The 26,048-nt window shown below is 66.2% G+C and carries 33 protein-coding genes and 1 pseudogene; 12 read left to right on the plus strand and 22 right to left on the minus strand.

The genetic code is table 11. The annotated features are described in order from the left end of the window. Positions 1 to 171 precede the first annotated feature (171 nt). Positions 172 to 705, minus strand: coding sequence for a hypothetical protein (locus ADL12_RS13430; protein WP_159053156.1), 534 nt, complete (start codon positions 703 to 705; stop codon positions 172 to 174). A 598-nt stretch (positions 706 to 1,303) separates the two neighbouring features. Between ADL12_RS13430 and ADL12_RS13435 the strand changes: the two genes are divergently transcribed. After that, a complete protein-coding gene (locus tag ADL12_RS13435; RefSeq protein WP_244187887.1) occupies positions 1,304 to 1,819 on the plus strand; it encodes a hypothetical protein in 516 nt (171 codons plus the stop codon). Between the two features lie 79 nt (positions 1,820 to 1,898). On the opposite strand, the gene ADL12_RS13440 is transcribed toward ADL12_RS13435, so the two are convergent. From ADL12_RS13440 to ADL12_RS13465, 6 genes are all read right to left on the minus strand, one after another. Continuing rightward, positions 1,899 to 2,228, minus strand: a complete 330-nt coding sequence (locus ADL12_RS13440; RefSeq protein WP_244187888.1) for a hypothetical protein — start codon at positions 2,226 to 2,228, stop codon at positions 1,899 to 1,901. A 159-nt stretch (positions 2,229 to 2,387) separates the two neighbouring features. Then, positions 2,388 to 2,672 (minus strand): hypothetical protein, encoded by a 285-nt coding sequence (locus ADL12_RS13445; protein ID WP_062701934.1) that lies wholly within the window; start codon positions 2,670 to 2,672, stop codon positions 2,388 to 2,390. A gap of 21 nt (positions 2,673 to 2,693) precedes the next feature. Further along, positions 2,694 to 2,891: a hypothetical protein gene (locus ADL12_RS13450; RefSeq protein WP_244187889.1), complete on the minus strand. Its 198-nt coding sequence runs from the start codon at positions 2,889 to 2,891 to the stop codon at positions 2,694 to 2,696. 156 nt (positions 2,892 to 3,047) lie between these two features. Continuing rightward, positions 3,048 to 3,446 (minus strand): hypothetical protein, encoded by a 399-nt coding sequence (locus ADL12_RS13455; protein ID WP_062701939.1) that lies wholly within the window; start codon positions 3,444 to 3,446, stop codon positions 3,048 to 3,050. A 73-nt stretch (positions 3,447 to 3,519) separates the two neighbouring features. Continuing rightward, positions 3,520 to 4,692 carry a WXG100-like domain-containing protein gene (locus ADL12_RS13460; RefSeq protein WP_063806658.1) on the minus strand — a complete coding sequence of 391 codons (1,173 nt, stop codon included), beginning with the start codon at positions 4,690 to 4,692 and terminating at the stop codon, positions 3,520 to 3,522. A gap of 20 nt (positions 4,693 to 4,712) precedes the next feature. Continuing rightward, positions 4,713 to 5,039 (minus strand): hypothetical protein, encoded by a 327-nt coding sequence (locus tag ADL12_RS13465; protein ID WP_062701941.1) that lies wholly within the window; start codon positions 5,037 to 5,039, stop codon positions 4,713 to 4,715. 129 nt (positions 5,040 to 5,168) lie between these two features. Here ADL12_RS13465 and ADL12_RS53935 point away from each other — a divergent pair, with 129 nt between their 5' ends. Both ADL12_RS53935 and ADL12_RS13475 read left to right on the plus strand, forming a co-directional pair. Continuing rightward, entirely contained in the window at positions 5,169 to 5,750 is a 582-nt protein-coding gene (locus ADL12_RS53935; RefSeq protein ID WP_159053157.1) for a hypothetical protein, read from the plus strand. Between the two features lie 49 nt (positions 5,751 to 5,799). After that, complete coding sequence (locus ADL12_RS13475) at positions 5,800 to 6,384, plus strand: hypothetical protein (protein WP_062701944.1); 585 nt, start codon at positions 5,800 to 5,802, stop codon at positions 6,382 to 6,384. Positions 6,385 to 6,518: 134 nt separating this feature from the next. Here the strand turns inward: ADL12_RS13475 and ADL12_RS13480 are convergent, their stop codons facing one another. Continuing rightward, positions 6,519 to 7,679 (minus strand): S8 family peptidase, encoded by a 1,161-nt coding sequence (locus tag ADL12_RS13480; protein WP_244187890.1) that lies wholly within the window; start codon positions 7,677 to 7,679, stop codon positions 6,519 to 6,521. Positions 7,680 to 7,690: 11 nt separating this feature from the next. After that, the gene (locus ADL12_RS13485) at positions 7,691 to 8,377 is read right to left on the minus strand and encodes a hypothetical protein (protein ID WP_159053158.1); all 687 of its coding nucleotides are present in this window, start codon (positions 8,375 to 8,377) and stop codon (positions 7,691 to 7,693) included. Between the two features lie 679 nt (positions 8,378 to 9,056). Here ADL12_RS13485 and ADL12_RS13490 point away from each other — a divergent pair. Together ADL12_RS13490 and ADL12_RS13495 are read left to right on the plus strand one after the other, a co-directional pair. Then, entirely contained in the window at positions 9,057 to 9,269 is a 213-nt protein-coding gene (locus ADL12_RS13490; RefSeq protein WP_062701950.1) for a hypothetical protein, read from the plus strand. Then, positions 9,266 to 9,568 carry a hypothetical protein gene (locus ADL12_RS13495; protein WP_062701952.1) on the plus strand — a complete coding sequence of 101 codons (303 nt, stop codon included), beginning with the start codon at positions 9,266 to 9,268 and terminating at the stop codon, positions 9,566 to 9,568. Before ADL12_RS13490 ends, ADL12_RS13495 begins: the two co-directional genes overlap by 4 nt. Before the next feature lie 54 nt (positions 9,569 to 9,622). Here the strand turns inward: ADL12_RS13495 and ADL12_RS13500 are convergent, their stop codons facing one another. Beyond that, positions 9,623 to 9,832 (minus strand): DUF397 domain-containing protein, encoded by a 210-nt coding sequence (locus ADL12_RS13500; RefSeq protein WP_062701954.1) that lies wholly within the window; start codon positions 9,830 to 9,832, stop codon positions 9,623 to 9,625. A gap of 4 nt (positions 9,833 to 9,836) precedes the next feature. Further along, positions 9,837 to 10,688, minus strand: a complete 852-nt coding sequence (locus ADL12_RS13505; RefSeq protein ID WP_062701957.1) for a helix-turn-helix domain-containing protein — start codon at positions 10,686 to 10,688, stop codon at positions 9,837 to 9,839. Positions 10,689 to 10,921: 233 nt separating this feature from the next. On the opposite strand from ADL12_RS13505, the gene ADL12_RS13510 reads away from it, so the two are divergent. From ADL12_RS13510 to ADL12_RS56415, 4 genes and pseudogenes are all read left to right on the plus strand, one after another. Further along, positions 10,922 to 11,329, plus strand: a complete 408-nt coding sequence (locus tag ADL12_RS13510; protein ID WP_062701959.1) for an ATP-binding protein — start codon at positions 10,922 to 10,924, stop codon at positions 11,327 to 11,329. 223 nt (positions 11,330 to 11,552) lie between these two features. After that, positions 11,553 to 12,215, plus strand: a complete 663-nt coding sequence (locus tag ADL12_RS13515) for a hypothetical protein (protein ID WP_063806659.1) — start codon at positions 11,553 to 11,555, stop codon at positions 12,213 to 12,215. A gap of 39 nt (positions 12,216 to 12,254) precedes the next feature. Further along, positions 12,255 to 12,566: a hypothetical protein gene (locus ADL12_RS13520; RefSeq protein ID WP_062701963.1), complete on the plus strand. Its 312-nt coding sequence runs from the start codon at positions 12,255 to 12,257 to the stop codon at positions 12,564 to 12,566. Positions 12,567 to 12,747: 181 nt separating this feature from the next. Beyond that, positions 12,748 to 12,906: pseudogene (locus ADL12_RS56415) on the plus strand (integrase core domain-containing protein); the annotation flags it as partial. Between the two features lie 128 nt (positions 12,907 to 13,034). Here ADL12_RS56415 and ADL12_RS13530 read toward each other — a convergent pair. Genes ADL12_RS13530 through ADL12_RS13540 form a run of 3 tightly spaced genes read right to left on the minus strand, consistent with a single transcriptional unit; the run spans position 13,035 to position 14,970 of the window. Further along, complete coding sequence (locus tag ADL12_RS13530) at positions 13,035 to 13,694, minus strand: hypothetical protein (protein ID WP_159053159.1); 660 nt, start codon at positions 13,692 to 13,694, stop codon at positions 13,035 to 13,037. Then, positions 13,691 to 14,659, minus strand: a complete 969-nt coding sequence (locus ADL12_RS13535) for a WXG100 family type VII secretion target (protein ID WP_062701969.1) — start codon at positions 14,657 to 14,659, stop codon at positions 13,691 to 13,693. Before ADL12_RS13535 ends, ADL12_RS13530 begins: the two co-directional genes overlap by 4 nt. Further along, a complete protein-coding gene (locus tag ADL12_RS13540) occupies positions 14,659 to 14,970 on the minus strand; it encodes a WXG100 family type VII secretion target (protein ID WP_062701971.1) in 312 nt (103 codons plus the stop codon). The genes ADL12_RS13535 and ADL12_RS13540 overlap by 1 nt, the downstream gene beginning before the upstream one ends. A 224-nt stretch (positions 14,971 to 15,194) precedes the next feature. On the opposite strand from ADL12_RS13540, the gene ADL12_RS53940 reads away from it, so the two are divergent. Continuing rightward, positions 15,195 to 15,464 (plus strand): hypothetical protein, encoded by a 270-nt coding sequence (locus tag ADL12_RS53940; protein ID WP_159053160.1) that lies wholly within the window; start codon positions 15,195 to 15,197, stop codon positions 15,462 to 15,464. Between the two features lie 111 nt (positions 15,465 to 15,575). On the opposite strand, the gene ADL12_RS13545 is transcribed toward ADL12_RS53940, so the two are convergent. The 8 genes from ADL12_RS13545 to eccB form a co-directional block, all read right to left on the minus strand. After that, complete coding sequence (locus ADL12_RS13545; RefSeq protein ID WP_062701973.1) at positions 15,576 to 15,815, minus strand: hypothetical protein; 240 nt, start codon at positions 15,813 to 15,815, stop codon at positions 15,576 to 15,578. 23 nt (positions 15,816 to 15,838) lie between these two features. Then, a complete protein-coding gene (mycP, locus tag ADL12_RS50290; RefSeq protein ID WP_244187891.1) occupies positions 15,839 to 17,176 on the minus strand; it encodes a type VII secretion-associated serine protease mycosin in 1,338 nt (445 codons plus the stop codon). Positions 17,177 to 17,263: 87 nt separating this feature from the next. Then, positions 17,264 to 18,715, minus strand: a complete 1,452-nt coding sequence (locus tag ADL12_RS55535) for a hypothetical protein (RefSeq protein WP_208614537.1) — start codon at positions 18,713 to 18,715, stop codon at positions 17,264 to 17,266. Between the two features lie 36 nt (positions 18,716 to 18,751). Further along, the gene (locus ADL12_RS13560) at positions 18,752 to 19,102 is read right to left on the minus strand and encodes a hypothetical protein (RefSeq protein WP_159053161.1); all 351 of its coding nucleotides are present in this window, start codon (positions 19,100 to 19,102) and stop codon (positions 18,752 to 18,754) included. A 55-nt stretch (positions 19,103 to 19,157) separates the two neighbouring features. Beyond that, positions 19,158 to 20,351: a type VII secretion-associated serine protease mycosin gene (mycP, locus tag ADL12_RS13565; RefSeq protein ID WP_244187892.1), complete on the minus strand. Its 1,194-nt coding sequence runs from the start codon at positions 20,349 to 20,351 to the stop codon at positions 19,158 to 19,160. Positions 20,352 to 20,843: 492 nt separating this feature from the next. Continuing rightward, positions 20,844 to 21,134, minus strand: a complete 291-nt coding sequence (locus ADL12_RS13570; RefSeq protein WP_062701981.1) for a WXG100 family type VII secretion target — start codon at positions 21,132 to 21,134, stop codon at positions 20,844 to 20,846. Between the two features lie 74 nt (positions 21,135 to 21,208). Continuing rightward, positions 21,209 to 21,520, minus strand: coding sequence for a WXG100 family type VII secretion target (locus tag ADL12_RS13575; protein ID WP_062701982.1), 312 nt, complete (start codon positions 21,518 to 21,520; stop codon positions 21,209 to 21,211). Positions 21,521 to 21,737: 217 nt separating this feature from the next. Then, entirely contained in the window at positions 21,738 to 23,336 is a 1,599-nt protein-coding gene (eccB, locus tag ADL12_RS13580) for a type VII secretion protein EccB (RefSeq protein WP_062701984.1), read from the minus strand. 478 nt (positions 23,337 to 23,814) lie between these two features. Here eccB and eccE point away from each other — a divergent pair, with 478 nt between their 5' ends. Both eccE and ADL12_RS13590 read left to right on the plus strand, forming a co-directional pair. Continuing rightward, positions 23,815 to 25,143: a type VII secretion protein EccE gene (gene eccE / locus ADL12_RS13585; RefSeq protein WP_208614534.1), complete on the plus strand. Its 1,329-nt coding sequence runs from the start codon at positions 23,815 to 23,817 to the stop codon at positions 25,141 to 25,143. Then, a complete protein-coding gene (locus ADL12_RS13590; RefSeq protein ID WP_062701986.1) occupies positions 25,143 to 25,985 on the plus strand; it encodes a hypothetical protein in 843 nt (280 codons plus the stop codon). The genes eccE and ADL12_RS13590 overlap by 1 nt, the downstream gene beginning before the upstream one ends. Positions 25,986 to 26,048 lie beyond the last annotated feature (63 nt).

Here is a 26,048-nt window from a genome sequence, read left to right on the forward strand (position 1 = left end):
CCTTTGCCAGCCCTGTGTCCGGAAGGCCTGAGGGTTCCGCGCGCGCCCCGGCGAATCCGGGTCGCTACGAAGCGCCTGCGATGTATGCGGAATTCGAGCCTTGTCGATATACGGCCATCCTGGCACCCGCCACTGACAACCCCCGCAGCCCCACAGCCCCCGCTGGGGCCACTAAATGAGCACGCCATTCACCAGGGCACAGACACCACAGCCCAGCAGCCCGCCGAACAGCAGGATGAGGCCGGTGGTGAACGTCCCGCGCCGCATCGGACGGCTCCCGCGGCGGAAGGCAGCGCTCAGCGGGAAGAGCGCCACTCCGAACATGGCGGCAGCGACGCACCAGACCTTGACAGCGTCGACGTAGAACGACGCGAAGGTGCCGCGCTTGTACCGCCACCCCGAGTCGTATGCCACCGCCTCGATCTTCTCGCCCTTGTCGTACGCCGCACCGGGCTCGAAGTCCTTCACCTCGTAGCGGTTCCCGCCATCGTCGGAACGGAAGCTGCCGGAGCACTCCACATCGTCCCCGATGATGTCCTTGCCGCAACGCTCGATGGTGATCGTCCCTTGCGTGCCGTCGGACACCTTCCTGGGGCCTTGCTCATAGCCCACCCCGACGAGAATCAGGCCGAAGAGCAGAGTGAGAATCCCCAGCACTCCGATCCCTATACGGCTGCCGACGCTCCGTTTCGCGGCAACGGCCAAGCCGGGAACTCCCGTTCCGGCCTTCCTCAGGTTCTGCCCGCCGCTCACGTCCGTCTTCAATGCTGTCCCGTTCCCCTACGTGGGGCTCGTGCCCCGACTGACTCAAGAGATCTTGGCGAGGCCGGTTCGTGCAGGTCAAGCTCGTCGAAGTGGCATTGCGGACACCTCACGGGCGACCGCGTCGGCGTTCACGGCGCACCTCCGACACCTCTACACATCCACCACGATCCCGGCCCCCGCGGGGAGTTCATTGCGCATCGAGTCGTCCTCAGCACCGCCCTTCACGCAGCCCGCTCCGGCTCCGACGGCCCCCTCCTGATCTCACTGATAGCTTGCTGCTCCAGACCGTTCACTCCGTGGGAAGTCAATGAGCCAGCCGCCGTTCCAGCCACCACCGCAGCCGTCGCAGCCACCGCAGGCTCCCGACAACCCCTACAACCAGCCCGCTTCGCCCCAGCAGCCACCGGGGTTCGGCCCCGCGCCGGCCCCGGGGCAGCCGCCGATGCAGGCCGGCCCACCGCCTGCCCCCGGCCAGCCCCCGATGCACCACGGAGCGCCGCCTGTCCCGGGGCCGCCGCCGATGCAGCCGATGTATCCGATGCAGCCCGCACCGCACTTCCAGGCACCGCACTTCGGGCAGCGACCGACCGCAAGCGGTCATCCGGTCGGCGCGGTCTTCCTCGCATTCTTCATCTCGGTCATCGTCTCGATGATCTACAGCGGTCTCATCCTGGCCACGTACAAGGACCTCACGCTCACCACGGCCAACGCCCTCTACTTGGGCCACGCGCTGCTCAACGGAGCGATCGTCGGCGCCTTGGTCGGCTCAGTGGGTCACCGCAACACCGGCGCCTGGATCTGGGGGGCCGTCATCGCCGCGCTCGCTGCCTTCTTCGGCTACGCCAACGCATGGCCCCTCATCCTCGCCGACGCCCAATCGCCCGGTGCCGTCTGGGACATGGTGAGGTACGACGCCTTCCTCCCGGCCAGGGCCTGGTGGAACGACGAATCCTCCGGCGGAGTCGACTGGTTCTCCCCGCTCGGCCTCCTGGTCGCCGCAGCCGCCGCTTGGGGTCTCGCCTACCTCATCGGTAACAAGCGCCGTCAGGTGTGACTCCTCTTCAGGTGCCGGCCCGGGCGTCCAACGCCTGGTGCCCGGTCGGTAGCTGAACCCCGGCCTTCAGTCGGCGCCCTCAGTGAAAAGCGGGGCTGTCGCCGAGACCCGCCAGCGCTCCCCCGATACAGGTGACCATCATCGCCCAGCGAGTGTGACCGATCCGGGCCAGCACAAAACCCCAACCACCGAGGGCCGCACCCATGGCATACGTGGCGATCCAGACCCCCAGCGCATCGCCCTGACCAAGGCGTACGCCGATCAGGACCAGACAGACGACGGCGACCAACCCGGCGACCGCCGCGTACACCCCACGTGCCTGCCGCGCCTCGCGCCGCCGCTCCTCCACGAGCCCCGGCCCGCGGCCGCCCTGAGCCTGGAACTGCGACCGCAGCTCATCCGCAGTCACGCCAGAACCGGAAGACAGCGGCTGAGCACCCGCCCCGCCCGTCCCGTCCGGCCTGTTCGCCGCGTTACCGCCATGCGTAGTCATGGCAGCGGAGCTTAGCGACTGATCCCGTCGGCACCGTCGCACGCCCGACCAATCACGCCAATCACGCCACTCGCGTCACAAGCCCTCGAGGTACGCCAGTCCAAGCATCAACGGCAGGGAAACCAGGGCGAGTCCGAACGCCGTAGCCGACATCCCCGTAAGGATTTCCCGTTTGGCGCGGATCCCCAGGTAAGCGGCGATCGGTGGGAGGACGCCACCGAGCAGAAAGCTGAAGTGCCAGCCGACATCACTGATGAGGAAGATCATGAGGCCCCAGCAGGCCGGGACGGACGCGATGCTCAGATAGCACGAACGTGTGAGGAAACGCTCCAGGTCGTCGACCCCGCCGAGGAAACCCATTTCTCCTGACCGCCTTCTCCGCTACACCGCGGCGTGATCGTAACCACTGGTGCCCACCTGGGGAAATCCGTCCGCCGCCGAGAAACCGTTGACGGCCGAGGAGATGGCCACGCCGAGCGCGCCCATGGCCGACGCGAACGTGTCGAACGCCTTGGCCGCCTCGGCCCACAGCTGCATGAGTCGGATGGCCTCTGCCGCGGCCAGGGCGAACATGGCCACCGAAGCGGCCTGCCCGCCGACGGGGATCGCATTGACGGCCTTCGACGACGTACTTGATCATTGCCGCGCATGCAACACACCAGAGCCGACGGAACGTACGGATGACCTGGGCGTGCGGCGCGAGAGCCGGCTGCCGCGCCGCGCACCCTCCGAACCTCAGCGCTGACCGGCCCGACCGGCCCGCCCGCCCCGCCCAGAGGTGTGCACCGGCGCATCCCGCTCGGCACGCTCGCGGTCCAGGTCCGCCTGCTGCCGAGCGTCCCATTCCCCGAACTGGGCCTTGGCCTGCTGGTGTTCCACGTGCGTCTGGTCGTCGGCCGCCCGGCGGATCTCGTGCATCCGCTGGAATACGGCCTCGGTGTAGCGCGGATCCTGGAAGGCGTCCTTGATGTCGACGCTCCCGCTCAGCACGGCACGCGCCATCTCGCGCAGGTCCGGGCCGAGCGATGACGCGTCGGCGATGGTGCGCAGGGAGCGGCGCAGCCGCAGGGCCTGCTCGGAGTCCTGGGCGATCCCCATGAGCACCTCGTCCTGGATCTCCCGGTCCGCGGTCATGGGCGCCGCACGTCCTTCCCGTTGGTGGTTGGTGGGGGCAGCTTTGGTGGGGCCAGTCGAAGCAACGGCAGCGTCATCCGAACTCGCTTCGGGCCCAGTCGTCCGCGCCCCCCGAGGAGCCGGAGGAAGCGGAGGAAGCGGAGCTCGGCGCGGAGGCAGTGGCCGCCGCCGGCCTGGTGGACGCCTGCGTGGTGCCCGAGGAACCGGAACCCGCCCCGGAGCCGGCCCCCGTCCCAGATGCGGTGCCCGTAGCCCCGTCGGACGCCTGCGTGCTCTGCGCACCGTGTCCGGCCAGCGCGTCGACGCCATGCTGGACGCGGTCCCCGGCCGCTCCGGTGACACGCTCCGTCGCGGCGTCCACGGCGTTGTTCACGTGCGTGGTCGGGTCCACGTAGCCGGCGAAGGTCGATCCCTCGCCCCCGGTGACCTCGTTCTTGAGGCCGTCCACATACTCACCGGCCGCCGTCTTGGCAACGTCCGCCGTCTCACCGAGGTCGACGCCGGACCGCGCGTCGAAGTACGTCTCGATGCCCTGCTGGCCGATGTTCTGCGCCATTCCGACGGCGGCCTCTGTGGCCTTCTCCTTGGCGGCGTCGACCACCTTCTCCTGGACGAACTGCTTGCCCTGCTCCTTGAGCTGGTCCTTGGCGAACTGCTTGACCTTCTCCTTGGTGATCTTCTCGAGCTGCTCCTTGGCCATCTTCTTGACGGCGTCCATGGTGGCGTGCTCCATGGCCTTGGTCACCGCCTCCATAACCTCCCGCTTGAGCCTGTCCAGCAGCTCGCGGACGATCAGCCGCGTGGCCTGTGTCGCACCCAGCGCACCGACCTCGGACAGTCCGAAGGTGAAGGGAGCTGCAGCCTGCGCCGCGATGATCTCGATCGCCAGCGCCACGAGTTGTGCGATCACCGCCAGCTTCGCCGTGAGCACCGCCACCGCCGCCGCGTCGAACGCGAAGGCGATCACATCGCACGCGGTCTTGGCGTCCGGCAGATATCTGTCCTCGCCGTTCGCGCCGGTGTAGGCGCCCCAGTCCTTGCTGAATCCCTCAACAGCCATACCGAAGTTGTGGGCGACGACGGTACGGGCGAGGCCTTCGCCGTCCCGCTGGATCTCTTCGAGTTCCTCGCCGAAAGCCCGCCAGGTCTCCGCGACCTTGTGCAGTGCCTCTTCGTCGGCCTCGGGCCAGGAGTATCCGAGGAGGTCGAGCACCCAGACAAGCTCGCCGGGCAGAGTGAGCGACATGCCAATAGCCCCGTATTTGATTAGAGTTCGCCGGAAATACCGTTCAGCAGGCCGCTGTTCGACAATTCCGATGCGTCGTAGTTACGTGCCATGTCCTGCAGGTTGTACCCGATCTTTTGTAGCCGTTCCGCGAGGCTGTCCATCGATGTGAAGATTCCGTCACGAATCGGCGTGTAGACCTGGCCGAAGATCTCCCCGAAATCCGCGTCCGCCCATGGCTCACCAAGCCCCTCAAGGCTGTCCTTGAACCGCTTGGACGCGGTTGAGAAATCGCCCCCGAGGTCGACGAACTTCCCGCCCTGCCTGCGGAGTACGCCCGTGTCCACATCAAAGGTTTCGAACTCCATTGCGCTCCCCCGAACTCCCCTGGCTGCACTTCATATTGCACGACAGACGGATACCTTAGACTCCTCGCGCACGACCCGGCCAACCCGCCAGTCAAGAGATCGTCAAGTTACGCAAGGGGACGACAAAAAGTGGTGACAGTACAGTCGCATCACAGCAACACAGGGAGCCTGTGGGCGGGAAGACTCCTCGGCCTGGGGCTGCTTCTGTTGGCCGCAGTCGTCGCTGCGGTGACCATTCCGGAACTGCGCAGCGAACTCGCCGGCGAGGGCACCGATGGAACCCTCACCGTTTCTTCATGCGAGACACACACGAAGACCCACTACGGCACGCACAGACGTTCCACAGAACTGAAGTTCAGCTGCACCGGAAACTGGAGCGCGCAAGAAGGTGAAGCCACCTACCAAGACGTAGTAGTAGAAACCTCATCGCGTTTCGAAACCGGGGCGAAAATCCCCGTGGTTCAGGTGGACGACACCTTCGAGCAACCGCAGGACCGCGACCCCGGAGACGACGCCGCGATTCTCGCGTTCTGCCTCTCCTTGCTGGCCTTCGGCATCTACTGCCTCCTCACCGGCTTCGGCAGCCGCAACGGCCCGGGATTCACGGCTTCTTGGCAGAGCCTGCCGGCCCGGACCGTCACCGGCCCCGTCCTGGGCGGCCTCTGCGCCCTGGGCGTCCTGGCAGCACTCGTCTGCGCCCTCGTCCTGTAACAGCAGTACCTGCCTGCCACCTGCCGCATCCCATTCCTGAGGAACCCCAATGACACAAGTACACGGGAACGCCTCGCCGAACGCCGCCGCACCGGAAGACCGAGCGAGCCTCGGCCGCCTCATCGGCGCAGGCCTGATCCTCGTAGGCGTGGTCCTCATGGCCCTCGGCGCCTACCTCGGCCCCTACACCTACGCGACATCCACCCCGGGCAAGCTCACCGTCGAGACCTGCACCGTCGACTACAAGTACCGCTCGAGCACGTCGAGCAGTTCGCGCAAGAAGACCAAGACCAGGTGGTGCTACGGCACCTTCACCGCCAACGACGGCTCCGTGAAGGACCTCAACGCCGAACTCAAGAGCGACGCCCTGCACCAGCGCGGCTACGTCATCGAGGCCCTCAAGACCGGCGACACCTCGTACAAGCCGGACCGTGGGTGGGTCGGCGCCATCGCGGTGGGCTGCGCGTGGTTCTTCGTTGGCCTGATGCCCCTGTCGATCGGCGTACTGGGCGCCACCACCGGCTTCTCCTCCACGCAACCGTGGAGCCGGCGCCGGTTCCGGCCCTACCTCATCACGACGTTGGTGGCCGTGGTCGGGCTCCTGGCCAGTTTGCTGGTGGGGGTCTTCGCGTGACGGGAGCCCCGGTGCCCCTGAGAAAGAGGGGCACCGGGGCCGGTCACCGGTCGAGCAGGGTGCGAACCCTTGCTCGACGCCAGACGATTGTTGCGGTACGGCGCCAGACGGACGGCATCACCAAACCCGGTGTCTCAGACCGCGGCTCGTTGCCGCCTGCTCTTGCGGAACAGCAGCAGACCGCCCCCCGCCACGAACAGCACACCACAACCGAGCGCACCGAGACCGGTCGCGAGCAGCTCCGTCTCCATCGCCGGATGGGAGATCTTGTCGGTGCCGGTCGGTGACGCGAAGTGCTCGACGTCTCCCTTGTACGGCTTGGGCGCGGTGTCGATCTTCGGCGGGCTGTCCGCCGCTCGTACTGCCGCCGCGGCGTTGATCTGGCCGGCGCCAACGAGTGCGTTGTGCCCGCCTGCGGGATGATCGGCCGTGCGCATCAGGATCGCGCGAGTCTGGGCCGGGGTCAGATCCGGGTTCTCGGCGAGCATCAGCGCGGTGACACCGGCGGCGAGCGCCGTCGCCGGGGAGGTGCCGTCGACCGGACGGTAGCCGCCGTCCTTGTCGGCGCTGATGATATCGACACCGGGGGCAGCGATGGTGTTGTGGGTGCGCACCGTGGAGAAGTCGGCGCGCTGTCCTCCGGGCTTGGTCGCGGCGACGGAGATGACGTTCGCCAACCCAGCGGGGAAGTTGCCTTCGTTGCCTTCGTCGCCCATATTGCCTGCGCCTGCCAGCAGGGTGACGCCCTTCTGCACAGCGCGAGCAGCAGCAGCCAGCTCTTCGCCTCTCAGCTCGTTGACGACCCCTCCACCGACGGACAGCGAGATCACGTCGGCGTCGTTCTCCAGCGCGAAGTCGATGCCCTTCGCGATCGGGCTGACGCCGTCCTTGAGACTCTCAACGTCCCCGCTGAAATCATCGTGCTCATCGTCGATCACGCGAGCCGTGACGATCTTGGCCTTAGGCGCGACCTTGAGGACGTCCGAAACCATGGCGGTGCCGTGCACGCCGTAGCCGCTGTTCCCTGGTTCGAGACCGGCAAGCTCGTAGAAATCAGGGCCGACCTTGGTCACCCTGTCTTTGAGTGCGGGGTGGTCAGGGTTGATACCAGTGTCCAGTACCGCCACGGTGACGCCTTCGCCCTGAGTGGCCTGATGGGCCGTAGGTAGGTCGAGTGCGGCCGATTCCCAGCTGACCGGCGCATTCTCAGCGGCTGACGCGGGTACCGCGCCCCAAGAGAGGGTCGCACCCATCAGGACCATCAGCACAGCACCGGTGACGGTGGCGTTGCGCATGGATCGGGTGGTCACTGCGTGTCTCCCCTCTGCAGGCGGTCCATATGAGCGCGGAAGAGAGTGACGAGGTCGTCGGCGTTGGCGCTCCAGGACTCGCGGTCCGTGTCGCTGTCGTCGCTCCACTCGCCAGGCAGATCGCCCGCGATGTAACCGTCGACGGAGCCGACGCTGGCCGCCACGACATACGGCATGTTCTCGCCACCCACCGGCGAAAGGGCGGAGCCGTTCCGGTACTTCCACTTGGCGGCCAGCGTGCCGGGCACCGCGTACGGAGTAACTACGCCATCGTCGTAGAGATGGTCCTGGTAGGCCGCGTAGACCTTCTCCCTCGGCCCGCTCTCGGGTCCCTCGGGCAACACCACGACAGCCACGGTGGCGACCATGTTCGCGGTGGGATCGACGTACGTAGCGCGCAACACTGCCTTGCAGCCGTTGTCCTTGGCAGCCTTCAACGTATAACGCGTGAGGCCCTTGTCGCAGTCGGTCTCCGGCGAGATCCCCACGCGATTCCAGATCGCCCGCTTGGGGTCGTACAGCCCGCCGTTGTAGCCGCCACGGCCGCCGAGTGTGATCGGGAAGAAGTCATCCACCGGCTCGTCGCGCCACATCACGTTGCCGTACTCGTCATTCGGTGTCTCCTGCCCGGCGTTGCTGTACGCGTGAGCCGCCAGCGCTCCGCCACCGAGCATACCGAGCACGCCGAACACGGTGAGCAGACCGCCGATGACCTTTCGGGCAGTGCCGCCCCCACCCGAGGGGGGTACTTGCGCCCCCATGGGGTTCCCGGGGACAGGGCTCCCGGGCGGGGCGTACGCACCGTACTGAGACGGCCCCGGTTGGATCGGCGGCGGCCCCGGGGGGCGCGGCCGGGGTGGGCGGCTGCACAGGGCCTGCCCCCTGCCATTGCGGTTGCCAACCACTCTGCGGGGGCGGCTGCCCATACGGGTTGCCGCCCCCCGGGGGCGTGGGATAAGACATCAGTTCTTCCCTCTCACAGGTCTATCTGCGAGGGAGCACGATGGGTGGTCCGGCCTCCGGTGACAGAGCCCGCATCTCAACTGACTCGCCCAGGTTGCTGCGAAGCCCAACTAAAGCCACTCGCATACCTTTCGGCGCCCCCGCTAATCTCACGACAGCTTATGACCTTCGCAGACGCAAGGCGTGTCCCGCCCCCCTGGAACTCGTATAGCGATCGCATTGAAGGCTCCTGCCCTGATGGTCCGGTGTCTGCTCAGCACGAACGCCGGAATCTACCTCGCAAGAAGTCGTGAAAGTTCTGCGAACGGGAAAACCCCGACGGGGCGCCCGAGGCCTGTTGGATAACGTGTCGCGGCGGCAGATGACCCGCGCCTTGCGAGACAGAGGGAGACCGGTGCCATGCGAGCAGGCTGCAAGGTGGAGACCTCGGAGCTGGACGGCCTCGTCAGGAAGCTCCCCCGGAACCGGGACGAGATGCGACCGGCGCTGAACGCGCTGTACGCCACCGGTCCGAAGCCCACCGGGAGCAGGGAACTCGACAATACCTACTCCGCCATGGCCCGGGACTTCGGCATGTCCGGCTCGCCCGGCGAGATGACGGCCCGCGTATGAAGGGCCGGCACACACCCGCCGGACAGCCGCGGCCGGGGTCGGAGGGCACCACACCTCCCGCGCTCCCGAACGACGTCCGCAACGGGAACAACGGGAACGGACCCGGCGTCCAGGAGGACGAGGCGGGGCCCGGCGGCCTTCTGAAGAGGCTGGCCCTGTGGTCCGGACTCGCCCTCTGCATCGCGTTCATCGCCTGGGTGGCCTGGGGGTTCCTCCTGTTCGACCACGACATCGACCATCCCCGCGAAGGTGGCTTCTCCGACTGGCAGTGCGACGCGGGCCGCGACTGCGGTCCCTGATGACGCGCCGCTTCCGGCTGTGTGCTCCCCCGGGCTGGTCGAGCCAACAACACCCTACGGTGCGTCGGTGTCACAACCAGTGTCGGCTTTGAGGTTGCTCATGAACGCCGTGAAGGCTTCGGCCGGAAAGGAGAGCGTGCCCTGAGCCGGGGCCTTCGAGTCGCGTATCGCGACTCGAGTGTAGAAGTTCGCTATCTCCACACAGGCGTCACCTTGGCCACCACCGGAGAAAGATGACTTCTGCCAGGTGTCGGGGGAGGTCATGTCCTTACAGCTCCTTCACCAGCCGGTAGATGAAGTCACGCGAACGCTCGGGTTCAAGTGACACCGCCTCTACCCTACGGAAAAGCGTTCGATAGCGGCTGAGTTGGGCTTCAGCGTCGATGAACACGGGGCCGTTGGGCCCGTCGCGCACCACGGTGTCCAGTTTGGAGACTGGGCCACCCACATACACCATGGTGCTCCCAGCTCCCCCGAAGCCATCCAGCTCGAAGGGGATGACGCGCACGGTGACATGGTCCGCTTCGGAGAGTTCCAGGATGCGGGCGAGCTGAGTCCGTGCCGTGGCACGGTCGCCGGTTCTGATGCGCAACGCCGCCTCATGGATCACGGTCTCGTACGGGATCGGGTCAGGGTGCTCGATGATGATCTGGCGCTTCATCCGGTGTTCCACCCAGCGCTCCACCTCGCTGTCCGGGAACTCCGGATTCACGTAGGAGAAGAGCGATCGGGCGTAGTTCTCGGTCTGCAGAAGGCCCGGAACATGCAGGAAGTCCACGTCTCGCCGGTAACTGGCGTAGTGCTCCAGTTCGGACAGATCCAGGAACTGCGTTGGCAGGATTCCTCGGTAATCCTCCCACCAGCCACGCGTCCGGTCGGTCGCCATGACCACCAGGGCGTTGATCAACTCTGCATCCGGACAAGCATAGTTGGCCGCAAGGCGGCGTAGACGCTTCTCACTTACGCCGGCGAGGGCCGCCTCGATCTGGCTGATCTGAGGAGCGCTCACGCCGAGCAGAGCCGCCGCCTCTCGGGTTGCGAGTCCTGCCGAGTCACGAAGCCTCCGCAGCTCGACGGCCAAGCGCATCTGACGTGCCGTTGGCTCGCTCCTCAATGCCATCTACCGCTCCTCTCAACGCGCCTGGAAGCGCTGCCCGTTCGGGGGCAGATTACGCGACCGGCTTGCACAACTTAAAGAATTAAGTCTACCGTCAGTGACGCAACGCACACGCTGTGGATTTGCTGGGATCCCGGAAGCGCACCGCCCCGTCCTGCCATGACGGCTGCGGCACTGCCACCGCCCGCCCTCCTGCAGCAAGCTGCCAACCCCCCTCTCTCGACAGGAGTTCAGCCATGCCTCAAAACGAACCCTGGGAGTACTCCCTCCACATCCCCAACGACCCCCACGCCGTCACCGTCTGTCGCCGCACCGTCCGCCTGATCCTCACGATGCACGGCTTGATCCACCTCGTCGACACCGCCGAACTCCTCGCGACGGAGCTGGTCTCCAACGCCGTACGCCATACCAAGGGACCCGCCGCCCTGCGCCTGCGATGGCGCGGCGGTGTGCTGCGTATCGGCGCCTGGGACGCCGACCCCGAGCCGCCCGAACCTCCATCGAAGCTGGGCGACTTGGTCGACGCGGAGGGAGGCCGCGGTCTTGCGCTCGTCAGCGCCTGTGCTGACGTATGGGGGTGGCAGCCGCTGTCCAGAAACGGCAACCGGGGAAAGTACGTGTGGTGCGAGGTCATTGCCGCGTAGGTCGCGCGGCAGGGTCAGCAGGAGTCGACCAGCTGAGCCGCGTGCCGTCGCCGCAGCAGACCGTGCCGGCGATCCCGGCCCGTCCCCGGGCAGCAGCCACACCCACACCACTGGCTGTTGCCCATACGGCACCCAACGCGGCACGTGGCCCCTACCTCTACCCGGCACTTTTGCCAGACGTCCGGTGGGCCGTGTTTCGGCAGCCTGCATAGACTCTCGAATCATGTCGACGATCCCTCCGCACGGTCCCGCCCCCACCGCCACAGACATTCCCTACGGCAGGAGAGTCGCCCGGCAAGGGTTCGTGCTCGGTGGGATCCTCATGGCGATGGGTGCCTTCTGCGTGGTCCTGGCAGTGGTCATCACCACCGGGCTCAACGGCAACGAACCCCAGCCGGTGGGACTCGTGGCACTGCTCTTCGCGACCCTTGGCTACTCGGGCTTCAAGATCTTCCGCTCGGCCCTCTCACTTCACCACCTGGCCGTTCGCGTCGACGACGCGGGGCTGTGGCTACGCACCCGCAATGGCGAGCGTGCCATCCGCTGGGACACTCTCGCCGGTGTTGCCGTCCACTGGAGCGAAACCGACAACCGGGGTGGCAGGCAGTACTCGATCGAGCTGTGCCCGACGGGCCCGATCGACCGCGACGACCCAGTCCTGTGGACCCTGGTCCGCGACGAAGAGCCCATCCGCCCCGGCCTCCCGCGCCTGCGTTATCGCTTCCCGACCAACGGCCAATACGCCAGGCATCGGGAGCCCCTGGTTGAGGCGATCCGGCAGCACGCCCCGCACCTGTGGCTCGGCGAGACGCAACGCGAGCCGGGCCACTGTGGCTTCCCCGAGGCCGACGGACACCGGGAGCGCACCGTCGGCACCGTGCGCTGAGGCTGCGTGGCCTGGTTGACAAGGCAGCGGAGGAACAGGATGACTGTGCCAGAACTCCCCGACATGGGAGATCCGATTCCACAAGAGGGGCCTACTCAAAGCCAGTACAACTATTACAGAAACGCGTTGATCTTCTTCGGCGTTGTGTCCCCATGGGTCTTCATCTACGTGTCGACGAGGAACCTGAGCCTTGTCTGGCTTTCCGTGCTGAATCTGATCGGCATGTACACGGGGTTCTACGTCATCGTTCGGGCCTGGCGCCGGAACCAGACTCGGCGAATGTATGTAGCGTTGGCGAGTTCGTTGGCGTGCTTGATCGTCTGCACATCACTGTTCAAAGTGCTGAACTGAACTGCAACTTGGATCCCAGGTCAACTGATCGAACTCGCCAGCCGTCACCCACAGGAGTTCGTAACTGTCGTTCGGGCTAGGAGACTTGGCTTCGAAGCCTGACAGGAGCAGGAGTCCCTGTCAGTGGTCGGTGATGTACGACCCGAACGGCCCCGAGTCCCAGAAGATGCTCGACGAGCGCAGGAGCACTGCCGACGTCGAACTCGCCACCGCGGAATGGGTCGACTGGTTCAACAACCAGCGTCTCCACACGGCGATCGGCAATATCCAGCCCCACGAGCACGAGACCAACTACTACGCTCAACACCAGCCCCAACCGGCGGCTGGAGTCAACGCATAGAGCCTCCACCGATCCCGGAGCGGTTCAGGTTCCGCTGTCCGACTCGCCTGGTGCTGTTCACCACAACATCGCCGACAGCCCGGGACCGATCGAGTCGGTCCCGGGCGAATTCACGGCCAACTGGCCGCTCATCTCAGGTTCGGAATCGGGTCTAGGTGGCTCAACCGGAGCGGGAACGCGTCCGACATCCGGCTCCACCCCTCACCCCAGAAGTGGACCGTGCACCACGAACCATCGACGAAGCCGATCTCGTGGTCGCCGCCCACCACGTCGCCGCGATCCCGAATCCAGGTCACATTACGAATAGCCGTGGCCCACCCCGCTTCAACCAGCCCGGGTTTGCCAGTGAAGGAACGCACGCGAGACACGTACACGATTTGCAGGCGGCGGTCGGTCACCTGCATCACCACGGATGCCGGGTTTGCCGGGTTCTTCGTCCGAGGCACCAGGCCGCGGGCCAGATGGCCGGCCATGCTGTTCCAGCCGCCGTGAAACGGCTTGCCCGGCCTCTTCTTCTCACGCTCTGTAAACGCTTCGACCAGCCGCTCGACCGGGTTCCAGGTGGCAGTAAGGAGTCTCAAGAGCCAGCTCACCGGGAGCAGCAACCAGCCACCAAGCGCACGGCGCTCGGATCGCAGAACGCGCGGACGGCGATAATAGCCGGGCGACGGTGCCCGTACGGCCAAACTGACCCCGTGATCAGCACGCAGCGCTTCACCCGCTGGCGCCAACGCCCTCGCCCGCTCGACCGTCTCACGGACGAAGGCTGCCATGTTCATTCTGCTCATCCGAAATCGTCCCTGATTGTCCTTGCCGCACTCGAAGGAGTCACATCCGTACGCTCGTCGAAACTCTGTGGATCGGGACGCTGGTGGTACTCGTAACGCTCCTCCGCCACTCCCGGCCCGTCCTCCAGCAGACGATCCTGGACCGCCCCGGCCGGGTCCGCGCCGATGACGTCCTTGACAACGCCCTTCACGCCCTTCTTCACAACCCTGTAGCCCGCATACATGGCCAGATCGTTGAGATTGCGCTCAGGAATTGGATTGCCGTGCTCATCTACCTTTTTTATGTAGCGCTTGAGGCCACCACTAAAGTACTTAGGCCCCTTACGCAGTGCATCCCGTGCCTTCTCCATTTTGCGCAGCAGTTGCATGCGCTTGGCGATGTCTGCCAGGGCATCCGCCAGCTTCGCGGTGATCTTCACGGCCTTCGCCGCCTTGTGGGCGATGCCCGCGGCCGCGATGAGCGGGCCGATGGCCGCCGCGGCGCCCGCCGTCAAGAGCGAGAGGATCGCGGTCGTCGCGGCGGCCGCGAGCGCGGTCTCCACGATCTCGACGATGAGATCGAGCATCAACTGCTCGGCGGCGGCGCACTCCTGGGCCGCCATTTCAAGCAGCTCCGCCGTGGTGTCCATGTCCGCGGCTTCGCCCTTGAGAGCCGCCTCGAACTCGGTCATCATCCCGTCGAACTTCCCGAACGCCTCGCCCTCCCACTGGGTGGCCAGCGTGCGGCGATCGGCGACCAGGTCATCAACCACACCGCGTAGGTCATTGGCGGCCCTGCGGTACTTGATCGCGGTCTCGGTGAGGAGCTCGTTGTCTCCGCTGACCTGCTCCAGGAGTTCGTCCAGGTTGAACTGCTTGATGATGCCCCGGATGATCTCGTCGAGGACACCGGCGAGCGGGTTGCTCCAGTCCAGCGCGAAGTTGACCCGGCTCAGGGCATCGCCCGCCGCCTGTCCCGCCCCCATCAGTTGCCCCCGCCCATCATGCCCCTGTTGTCCATCTCCGTGCCGTCGTATGCGGCCGCGGAATCCTTGAGCGCGTCGGCTATTGCGTACAGCGTGTCGACGGCGTCGGTGAGGTCCTTGCCGGACTCCTTGCGCTGAGTGTCGTAGTCAGCCTTCAGGTCGTCCGATTGGGGCAGCTTTCCGAACGTCTCCTGCGTGAGCTCCAGTTGCTGTGTACGCGTCCGGATGCCGTCGATCCGGCCGGCTGCGGCTTCCACAGCCTTCGCATACTTGCGGAGGGCATCGCCCTCGACATTGAATCCCCCGCTCATAAGTCCCCTTCCGTAGTTCGGTACTTGGGTCGGTTGACCAACAACCATGATGAGATCTGTTCAGTCATCGGAGTCGTGGCCGCTGTTCCAACCACTCGCCCCGATGAGTGCCTGGCACTTGCAGCTCAAACGCTAGCCCTATCACTGACGGGCACGATGAATGATCCACCGCACCTGGGCGCCCCTTGCATGCGACATTCGCGCATTTATCCCTGGTGCGGGGGTTGCTGGGTGTAGGGGCCGGGGTGCTGGGGCGGCTGTCCGGGAGGAGCGGGATATCCCTGATGGGGAGTTGGCGGGTACGGCTGCTGAGCGGGTGGGTGGATCGGCTGCTGGGGCGGGTAACCAATGTTCTGGGGGTAGATTCCAGTGCCAGGGCCGACCTGGCCGGTGCCGGAGTTGCGACGGCTACGCGCTACAGCGAAGACGACGACGGCTCCAATTACAGCTCCAAGGCCGACAACGCCAACCGCAAGGACAACGAGGCCCATTGAAGAGGATCCCTTCTCGTTCTTGCTCGTTCTTGGCATCTAGGTCACTGCAAAATCGCGAGTGCGACGAGGGAGAGCAATAGGGTCATCGCGTGAGTCCCTGCCCCCACCTTTTCAAGGCGCGATTGTCGTCGCGGCACCCGCGCAGCATGACCACGAGACCCAAACGCGCGTACCAATCAGATCGAGGGCTGTCAGCCACACGAGCTTGCCAGACATGATCGACGCGACGAAGAGCAACCAAGGGGCGACGATTGCAATCCCGAGCAAGATGCCGACGAAGTAGTTCGCGGTCCGCGATGTCATTTCATCGGCAGCAGATTGTGAATTCAAGTCCGGTAGGTCCGAGTCCACAGCCTCTCCTGGGCGAACTGCTCCTACTGCCCTTGGTGCGGAGGCTGCTGGGTATAGGGGTTGGGGTCCTGCTGTCCCGGGGGAGCGGGGTACCCCTGGCTCGGAGCGGAATTGGGATACGCCTGCTGGGCGGGCGTGTACCCCGGGTACTGGGAGCCTCCGCCGCCGGCACCGGGGCCGCCGTTACCGCCGTTGCGGCGGCTGCGGATTACCACGAAGACGATCGCACCGATTACGACGACCGCTGCGATACCGCCGATGAGGATGAGGGAACTGCTGGAGGAGGACTTCTTCTTCTTTTTTGCCTGGGTCGAAGAGTCCGTTCCCTTCGATGACTGAGTGGACGTCGAACTAGACGACGAGAGTTGGCCAAGAGGGTTCTTCTTGGAGCCGGCGGGGATGTCCATCGTGAGTGCCGAGTAGGGCCGCACGATCCCGTAGCCGTATTCTTCGTCGGGCGCCTTAAGCCCCTTGTGGTGCGCGAAGGTGGCCGTCTTGATCAGGCGGTTGATTACTTGACCTGCGGTGAGGTCGGGGTGCTTGGAGCGGACCAGAGCGGCAGCAGCGGATACGTAGGCCGTGGCCTCCGAAGTGCCACTGGACTCGCCGTACCCATTGGACATGGTCTTATTTGCGCCGACGATTTTCACACCTGGCGCGGTGAGCGTCAGCCCCTTTCCAGTATTCGAGTCTGTCCAGAGGTTGGCGTCTTGATCTACGGCACCCACAGATACAACCCCGGGCAGTGCTGCTGGTTCGCTTACAGCAACAGACGCTTCATTACCTGAGGCTGCAACAACTACAACGTCGTGCGCTTGTGCATACGCGATGGCATCCCGACCCGCACTTAGAGTCTTACCGCCACCATCGTTACCGAAAGAGAGATTAATAACGGTCGCGCCTTGGTCTACTGCATATCGAACTGCAGCTCCCCATGTCTCATCCAGATTCCTGTCTTCTCGCGTCTGGAGAGTGCGCAACGGCAAGATTTTGGCCTTCGGCGCAAGTCCAATTACACCGTCATCATTTCCCGAGCCGTGCCCATGCCCAGCAATGATGCTCGCCATCTTTGTTCCGTGACCGATGATGTCCTCTTGGGCGTTCCCTCCGCCGGTGAAGTCCTTCCCCTTGAGGACCTGGCCACTCAGATCAGGGTGACTGGCATCGACTCCAGAGTCGACAACCGCAACAGTGACGCCTTGCCCTTGGGATTCAGCCCAGACATCGTCTGCTGCGAATGCGTTCAAGGCCCATTGTTGATCTCTGACGTAGTCCGCCGATGCCGTTGGGGCTGTAGTGAGGAGCAAAGCTCCTGTCAGCGTCACGACTCCCGCCGTAGACCAGACTCGCTTGAAACTCACTTAATTGCTCCTCACTCAACTACGACTGGTTCCGCCAGTCTTCATGCGAGCGAGCCGCACGTTTCTCCGTACGGCTCGCTCGCGTGCCTATTCGATGGTCCGCGGTACGTTCCGGTTGCGGTCTTCTTCCGAGATCCAGGTCTCTTCGTCCTCGACCAGGTAGTCGGGACGGTCCCCTTGGCTGTTCTCGTCGTTGGGCCGCCGGCCGCTGCGACCACCCATACCGCCAGCCATTCCACCCGCCATGGCGCCACGCTGAGTTCCACCGCGGCTGCCGTGCAGGCCCGCGCCGCCGCCGGCGCCCTTCCCGGTGATCCCCTTGGCTGCGCCGACAACACCGCCACGGGACTTCGCGAGGGCTCCACGTCCACCAGCGCCAGCACCGCCTCGGCCAGCCGCACCGGCTCCCGCGCCACCCATACCGCCCATACCGGCTCGGCCTCCGGCACCGCGACCTGCTGCCGCACCGGAACCAGCCACACCGCCACGACCGCCTGCAACGCCGATGCCGCCGCGTCCGGCCGTACCGCGTCCGACCCCGGCCCCTCCGCCGGGAGCCATGATGCCCGGACCTTGAGCCCCGCCGGTCCCGACACCGCCCCCGCCGACGCTGGGGCCGCCAGTGCTGGTACCGGGCCCGGTCCCCGTCAGCCCGGGAGAGATGCTGTCTACCTTCGTCTTGGTGGTCGGGAGCTGCGCGCCTCCCGTGATGCCTTGGTCACGGGGCACGTTCGGGGCTGGCTTGACGTTCGTGGTCGGCCCTGCACTCCACGGCTTGGGGGCCGTGCCTGATGCCCCTGGCCGGGACCCGCCTCCCGTCGGTACCGTGACCGGCGGTGGGTACACCACGTCACGGTTCGGTTCCCCGACGTGCCCGTCTCCGGGGTCCTTTACCCGATTCCTTTGCAGATTCCCCGAGATGCGCATGTACTGAGCGCCCAGGTTCTCCATGACAGCAACACCATTGAGTTGGGCTTCACGGCTCGCGCCAATTTTGCCCTCGTTGATTTCCGCTACTTCCTTAGCGGTCAGCTTGCGGTCCTGGAGATCGTTGGCTACTGCTTCGCCGTTGTCCCATTTCCAGTCACTGAGAGCATCACCGACCTTGGCCCAGCCACTGGGCTCCTCGATTTCGTCCAGCTGCGCCTTGAACCTGCGTAGCTGGGAGCCGGCGTCGGCCATTTGAGAGCTGTTGAGATCCGCATGCCAAGCCGCATTTCGGATGCTCTGCGCGATCTTGCGTGCCGCCCGCTCGAAAGCTTGGGCCGCTTCCCCTTCCCAGTGCTCCAGGACATTGTCGACCGACTTGTCGAGCAAGCCAGCAATGCCCCCTCCTTCGCCACCGGAAAGGATTTCATTGACCTTTCCCCAGTGACGGCCCGTCTCCTCAATCAGGCCCGGATTGGTTCCCTCAAGCATCGCCTTGAGCTCTTTGAGCGAGTAGTTGATGAATTGAGTCTTGGTCTGAGGTCGCCCCGGGTCTGCGACGCAGACGTCATTCACGATCTCGGGCTTAGGCAGGTCCTTGTCACCGGCCACTTGAACTCCTCCGTTAGTAGGTGATTCTCGATCGGACTACCTTGCGAACTCGCCGTCCGAGCTTCCCCCGCCACCACCCATTTGGTTCTTGTTCGCGTATTCCTGCTCGGTGTACTTGTCTTTCACCTTGGAGGTACTCTTGCCGAATCTGTCGATCAGGTCATGGAGTCCCTTGATCGCGCCCTCAAGATCACTCTTCGCCTCTTTGTGGGCGCTGAAGAGATCGCCCGCCTCCAGGAACGTGCAATTGTTCCCGAACGCGGCCATTGTGATCTCCGTGTTATACCGCGACGTCTGCCCCGCTTTGTCCATGTCATCCAGCAGCGTCCACAGCTTCCGGATCACCTCATCCAGCGCGCTCAGATCAACCCGCATTCCGTTACTCATACCCCGTTGTCCTCTCCCCTGTTCCTCAAGTTGTCAGCACCCACTCGGTGCCCAATCATCGCCCAAGCCGACTGACGGACTGCCCAGCCCGTCGAGCCCGCCCGGGCTGGCCAACCCGCCGCCCCCGCCAGTCCCGCACAGCCACCCCACTCCCCGCAACCACCAACGCCAGAGCCATCCCCGCGCCCAACACATAGACAGCTACCCGGCGTTCCCGCTCCGCCTCGCTCTCCCCCATGGTCACAGCCATAGGGACGACCCCGCCCGCGCCGGGCGCAACCGGCGGGGCCGGTTCCGGGGACTCGCCCGGTGTGGACTCCTCCTGCAGCGCGGCGACCGGGTCGACGACGCCCCACCCGATGTAGGGGTCGGCCTCGCGTCCCGGGCGTTGGGCGGTTTCCTCGATGCGGGTGGCGATCTGGGCGGCCTTCCACTTCGGGTACTTCTCCTTCAGCAGAGCCGCGACGCCCGCGACGTACGGCGCCGCGAAGCTCGTGCCGTCTGCCGTGCACTGGCCGCCGAGGGGGACCGTGGAGACCATGCTGACGCCCGGTGCCGCGACGTCCACGAAGTCGCCCGACTGTGAGAAGGGGGCGCGTTCGTCGTTGCGGTCGGAGGCGGCGACCGCGAGGACGCCGTCGTAGGCGGCGGGGTAAGTCTTCGCGAACTTGCCGTCGGCGCCGTCGTTGCCGGCGGCAGCCACGATCAGGGCGCCCTGGCCCACCGCGAACTTCACTGCGTCCGCGAGTGTCTGGTCGTCCTGCTTGTTCTGGGTGTCCGAGGAGATGTTGATGACATCTGCGCCCTTGGCGACCGCGTATCGGATCGCGTCGGCCATGGTCCCCGCGTCGCCCTGCTTCTCCTGTCCGCCCGTGTAACGGAGGGAGAGGATCTTGGCGTCGGGTGCGATGCCCACGAAGCCCGTGCCCTTGAGCGGGCGGGCCGCGATGATGCCCGCGACCCGGGTGCCGTGGCCTTCGATGTCCTTGGTGGCGGCACCGTCGACGAAGGTCTTGCTGCCTGAGGCCATGGCGCTGGTCAGCTGGCGGTTGGAGGCGTCGACGCCCGTGTCGATCACGGCGACCGTGACGTCCTTGCCCGTCGCCTGCCCCCACAGCTGGTCCAGGAGGATCCGCTGGAGCGACCACGGCGTGGACTTGATGACCTTGCCGCCGAAGACGCATTCCGAGCTGTCCGCCAGGCCGAATTCCGTGCCGGCCGAGACGGTGCCGCTTGAACCACCGGCCAAGACAGTGCCGCTGGAACCAGAGGCGCCCGCGGCCGTGAGGCGCGTGGGTACCGACCGGTCGGCGGAAGCCGACGACGCCGGCACCGACGCCGACGCCGACGCCGACGCCGACGCACAGCAGATCCCCGTCACCGCAAGCACGCCAAAAACCCGCTGCAGTGCGCGGGTTCCACTGTTGCGGCTACGCGAGCGGGCTGTCCGGCCCTTCACGCTCAGGCCCCCCATGTTCAGGCCCCCAGGGCTTCCTTGCTTCTCTCGAAGCTGGGTCATGTGTCTGTGACGGATGTAGTGGGTGTAGTGGATGTCGCGGGTGTAGTTGGTGTCGCGATCCATGTGAAGATTTGCGGGATTTGCTGCGGACATACCGACAACGGCTGCCCGCGATCCCGCAGAAGTTGTGTACGACCCCGAAGCAGAGGTCGGCCCAGCCGACGCCGTGGCGTCAGCTGGGCCGATTCTCTTCATCTCAGGTCCCACGGGTCGCTGACGGGCTCAGCCCCAGGTCGCGGAGTTGCTCTTCTCAGTGGCCTGGTAGTTCTCGGCGGCGCTCTGCAGCGCCGTGGAGATCTTCAGCAGGGTCGCGTGCAGGTCCGCAGCGGTCTGGTCCCACTCGCGCTGCTTGCGCTGGTAGCCCTCCTGCGCCTCACCTTCCCAGGTGCTGGCGACACGCTTGACCGCGGCCTCGAGGTCGTCGAGCTGCTGCTTGATGCGGCCGGCGGTGGACTTCACGTCCGTGGACGCGTTGGTGATGGTTGCGTAATTGACGAGGATCGACATCGTCATTCCCTTTCAGGAAGAATCGAAGGAAGTCTGTGGAAATCGGGTGGAACCGAAGAACTTCGGACCGAGCGGCTTGATCAGCCGAAGTCGGACATGATCTTGCTGATCTCGGAGTTCTGCTGCTCTTCCGACGCGGAGTAGTTGCTCCGCGTGGAGTCCACGGCTTCCTTGATGTCGTTGAGGATGTCGGTCATCCTCTTCGCGTCCTGGTTCCAACGGTCCTGCAGCTGGCGGTACGACTGGGCCGCCTGGCCCTTCCAGCCTCCGGCGATCTGGTCGATCACTCCGTTGAGGCGGCGGATCTCGCCCTGCAGCTGACCGTTCACGGTGTTGATGTCACCGGAGAGCTTGGTGAGTTCGTCCTCTGTTACCCGGAACTGGCCGGCCATGATGAACCTTCCCCCATGTCGTCGTTGATCCGGGAAACCTGCACTGGTGCCCGGAGAAGCTTCGCACCGTTGAGCGCTGCAAACACTCTATCGTCAGCTTGTCACTCGGCCACAGACGCGGCCAATCAGTTACACGCCTCACACACTTGAGCGATCATCTTGTGACTCTCGCACCGTCTTACTGTCAAGTGCGTCTGTCCGCAGGCGTGTTGGACGGTCACTGGCTCTGTTCCTGCGTCGCGCTGCCGGTGTCCAGCATGGGCCCCTTCGGGATGAACGTCGCCCACGTCTGCGGCACGAACAGGGACTGGGTCGCGTCCTCGTAACCCAGCCGCGTACGCGCCTTGTCCGTCTCGCTCGCGTCACCGTTCGAAGAGCCGGAAGCGTCCGAAGACGAGTCTCCGCCGCTTCCCTTCGCCGCGCTGTCGTTGCCCTTCGGCAGCGCGTACCGCAGGCCCGTGTCCGTCAGCAGGTACTGCCTGCCGCCACCCCCTGCCGCACCGCTGACCTCCGTGAAGAGCAGGCCCGAACCGGACGAGACGTAGGCGCTGAGCGAGTCGGCGATGACCCTCTTCGGGTACGCCGTCCCGGCCCAGGCGGCGAGCTGCGGCTTCTTGCCCTCGTCGATGGTGCCCTTGTAGACGCTGCACGAAGTGTTACGGGCCTCGCCGTTCGCCGTGGTCGCGGGGTTGGCCTGCTGCGGAACCGTCTGGGGCCAGCCCTTGTTCTGGTAGAAGCGGTTCGCCGGGCCGTTGTTGGCCGTGGTGATGACCTGGGGGGCGACCTGGATGGGGGCGATCTCGTCCGTCCCGTACGCCGTCTGGGCTGCGGGCGATGCCTGGATCAGGTCTGCGACGAAGGGTGTGATGGCAGCGACCTCGTCCTTGAGGACGACGTAGTACTTCTCGCCCTGCGCGTCCTGCGCCTTGAGCACCCGGCCCACCGTGCTCGCGTTGGCGGGGAGCCCCTGGACCGTGGTCGCCCCACCGACGTTCGGGATCGTCGGGAAGGTGATGACGCCGCCTTCGTTGAAGGTGCGCAGCCACTCAGGGCTCACCGGTTGCGGCTCGGCATCCCGGCCGACGACGGCGTTGCGCAGCAGTTCCATGGTGACTTTGTCGAGACCTGCCGTGTCGCCCAGCAGGAAGAGGTTGCCCTTGCTGTCGACCAGGAACTGCCGTCCGGTCTGACGCTCGACGACATAGAGAGCCTCGCTGGGGTTGACCTTCCCCGCGTTGTTCAGCGACTTGGCGTCGTCGGCGTCGAGGACGAAGACGGCACGGTCGATGGCGCCGGTCGCCGATCCCGGGGTCGGACGCTCGCACACCGCCCAGGTCTTCGCCGTCTCCGCGTCGTCCTTGGAGGGCAGCCGGTCGGGGGCGTAGGGGATGCCGATCGTCGCGCCGTGCCGGACGCCGCTCTTGTCGATCTCCTTGCCGGGGACCTCGAGGACGGTGCCCTTGCCCTTGTCGAGCAGCAGCTTCGCGGAGGCGTAGTTGAGGACCGGGTGGAGGACCTTCTCCTCCTTGCCGTCCTTCGGGTTCGGGTCGAGGACCACGTACCGCGTCGTGGAATCGCTGTCGACGATGATGTACTCGCCCGGCGTGTCCCAGCCCTTGGGTGCCGTGGGCTTGATCACACCCCAGGCGATGAAGCCGAGCACCAGCACCAGGCCCACTCCGAGGCTGGGCATCACCGTACGAATGGGACGCGGAGCGCCTTCCTCCGAGCCGCCCGGTGACGGCGCCAGGAACGCCGCGACGGTGCGCTTGCGAGCGAACGTGTAGGCGGCGAGCTCATCCCGACGCTTTGCCATGATCCCCGTTTCTCCCGTTTGTGATGCTCGATCGTTCTGCGATGTTCCGACCGCGTCTGTACCGCTCGATCGCTGTCGTGCTGTTTCGATCGCGGTCGTGGTGTTCGATCGCGGTCGTTGTGTTTCGCGGCGCTCGACAGGCCGACTCGACAGGCCCGTTCGGCCGCGCAGGCACCTACTATGCCCTGCGCCACGCGGCGACGATCCATCAGGTGTGTGGCCGACCCTGCATCTTCACAGAGCTTCACGACAGCGCTGCACCATGCGGGGCCGGTCCATGACAGGCTGACCACCTGGGTTTTGGGTGTCCCCTGTGTCGCCCGGTGTTCCGCAGCGGGTACCGTGAGCCACCCGCATGGATGTTGTGGGCCATCGGTGCCCCTGGCCCGTCGCCGGGATCTCGGACCTCTCGGACCTCTCGGACAGAGGATCCCGCCCGGTCAACGGCCACTACTTCGCGAAAGGGATGTCCCGGGGGATGACCAGCGCTACGAGCACTCGGCGCGGACGCCGCGCACAGCAGCAACAGGGGGGTCCGAGCCGCGGCAGACGTACGTCAGCCGCTCCGGCCGCCCAGACCGCCGCCGCGTCGCCGCGCACGCTGCCCCGCCCCGGCGGTCTGGGCCCGGTGCGGCTGCAGCAGCTCATCCTGGTGGAGCTCGCGGCGGCGGTCATGCTGGCCGCCTGGGCCGCCGACCAGTCATGGCTGCTGGTTCCGGCCGGTGTCGTTGCGGCACTGCTGCTGCTCCTGGCGGTTCTGCGCCGGGGTCGCCGTCCGCTGCCCGAGTGGTACGAGACGACGCGTGCGCTCAGGCAGCGCCGACGCGACGCCAAGCAGCCCGTGCCGCCGGGTACGGACGCGATGATGGCGCCGGTCGTGGAGTGCGACCCCGCCCTGCGGACGTACTCCTTCGTGTCACGTGACGACCGCTCGATCGGCATGATCGGCGACGGGTCCTTCCTGACCGCCGTCCTGTTCGTGCAGCCCGGAGACCAGCCGTTGCGTCCCGGCGCCGCCGATCGGCAGCTGCCGCTGCGGCTGATCCAGGACGCCCTCGAGGTCGACGGGATCCGTCTCGCCTCCGTGCAGGTCGTGCAGCACACCCAGCCGGCGCCGGCACCGCATCTGCCGCAGCAGTCGCTGGCCGCGCGGTCGTACGGCCCCCTGCAGGCGCAGGCCGGTTCGCCCGCGCTCCGGCTCACCTGGGTCGCCCTCAAGCTCGACCCGGAGCTGTGTCCGGAGGCGGTCCAGGCCCGCGGGGACGGCGTTCCCGGCGCGCAGCGCGCCCTGCTGCGGGTGGCGGACCAGCTGGCGAGCCGACTGGCCGGGGCCGGCTTCAAGGCGACCATCCTGGACGAGAACGAGCTGGTGCAGGCGCTCGCGACGTCCAGCTGCCTGAACCCGCGCGCCAACGCGCAGCACGCTCAGGACGGGCGGACTCCCCAGCGCCGTACGGTCGAGTCGGTGCGGACCTGGCGGGTCGACGACCGGTACCACACGACGTACTGGGTCTCCCGCTGGCCGCAGTTGGGGAGCGGCGGTGTGGCGTTGCCCGAACTGGTCACGCGGTTCACCTCGCTGCCGGTGCTCGCCACGACGTTCAGCATGACCCTGAGCAAGGCCGGCAACCGGGGTGTCGCCCTCACCGGGCACATCCGCGTCACCGCCCGCGGTGACAGTGAACTCGGCCAGGTGGGACGTGAGTTGGAGCGGGCCGCGAGTGCCGCGAAGGTCGGTCTGGTCCGTCTCGACCGGGAGCAGGTCCCCGGAGCTCTCGCCACTTTGCCGCTCGGAGGTACGTACTGATGTCCCACCCCGCCTCGACCATGCCCCCGGGGCAGCAGGGCCGGGCCCCCGGGCGCACGCCGGCACACGTGGCCTCGCCCACCGACACCGGCATGATCCCCATCATCCGGCAGCCGGAGGCACCGCAGCAGCAACGCCGCATCTTCAGCCCGGGGTTCGGGCTGCGCGGGCCGCGCCGCAATCGTCATGTCGTCTCCGCCGACGAGCTCGCGGCGATCAGCATGCCGATCGGTGACGACGGCGTCCTCATCGGCACCGACCCGGAACAGCAGCCGGCCGTGCTCGGTCTGTCCCGTCCGACTGCCTTCGACGTCGTGCTCGTGGGTGGCCTGTGGCTCGCCCAGGTGCTGGCGTTGCGTGCCGCCGCGACGGGTGCGCGCGTGGGTGTGGAGACCGGACGTCCGCAGGCCTGGCAGCAGTTGGCCCAGGCGGCCGGCGGCGGTCAGCAGTGCGTGACGGTGTATCCGGTGGGGCGGGTGCCCGCGCAGGGGCCGTCCGTCTCGAGTCCGGTGGTGCTGTTCCGGGACTGTGGCATCCGCCCGCCGCGCGGTCGGGTGACGTCCGTGCCGTGGCAGGCCGTGGTGACGGTGCTGCCGTTCGTCAGTGAGCATGCGCCGCGCTGGCTGGCTCAGGCCCATCTTGTCGGGATTCAGCGCATTTCGCCCTACGAGACCGAGGCCGTGCGTGACACGCTCGGGGTCCCGGAGGAACAACTCCAGCACCTGCCGACCCTTCACGACGGCGTCGCCCTGTGGTGCACTCGCAAGCATCAGAAGTTCGTCATGACCGAACCCACAGATGCGGAGACGGGCCTGCTCGGCGTGGCCCGTCGTATGGACTGACACGTCGTCGTCTCCGGGGTGGGGCGCGAACGAGGCCTCGCCCGCGGGGCTTTGCGTCCGCGC

This window comes from Streptomyces regalis (assembly GCF_001509475.1).
GTDB classification, from domain to species: Bacteria; Actinomycetota; Actinomycetes; order Streptomycetales; family Streptomycetaceae; genus Streptomyces; species Streptomyces regalis.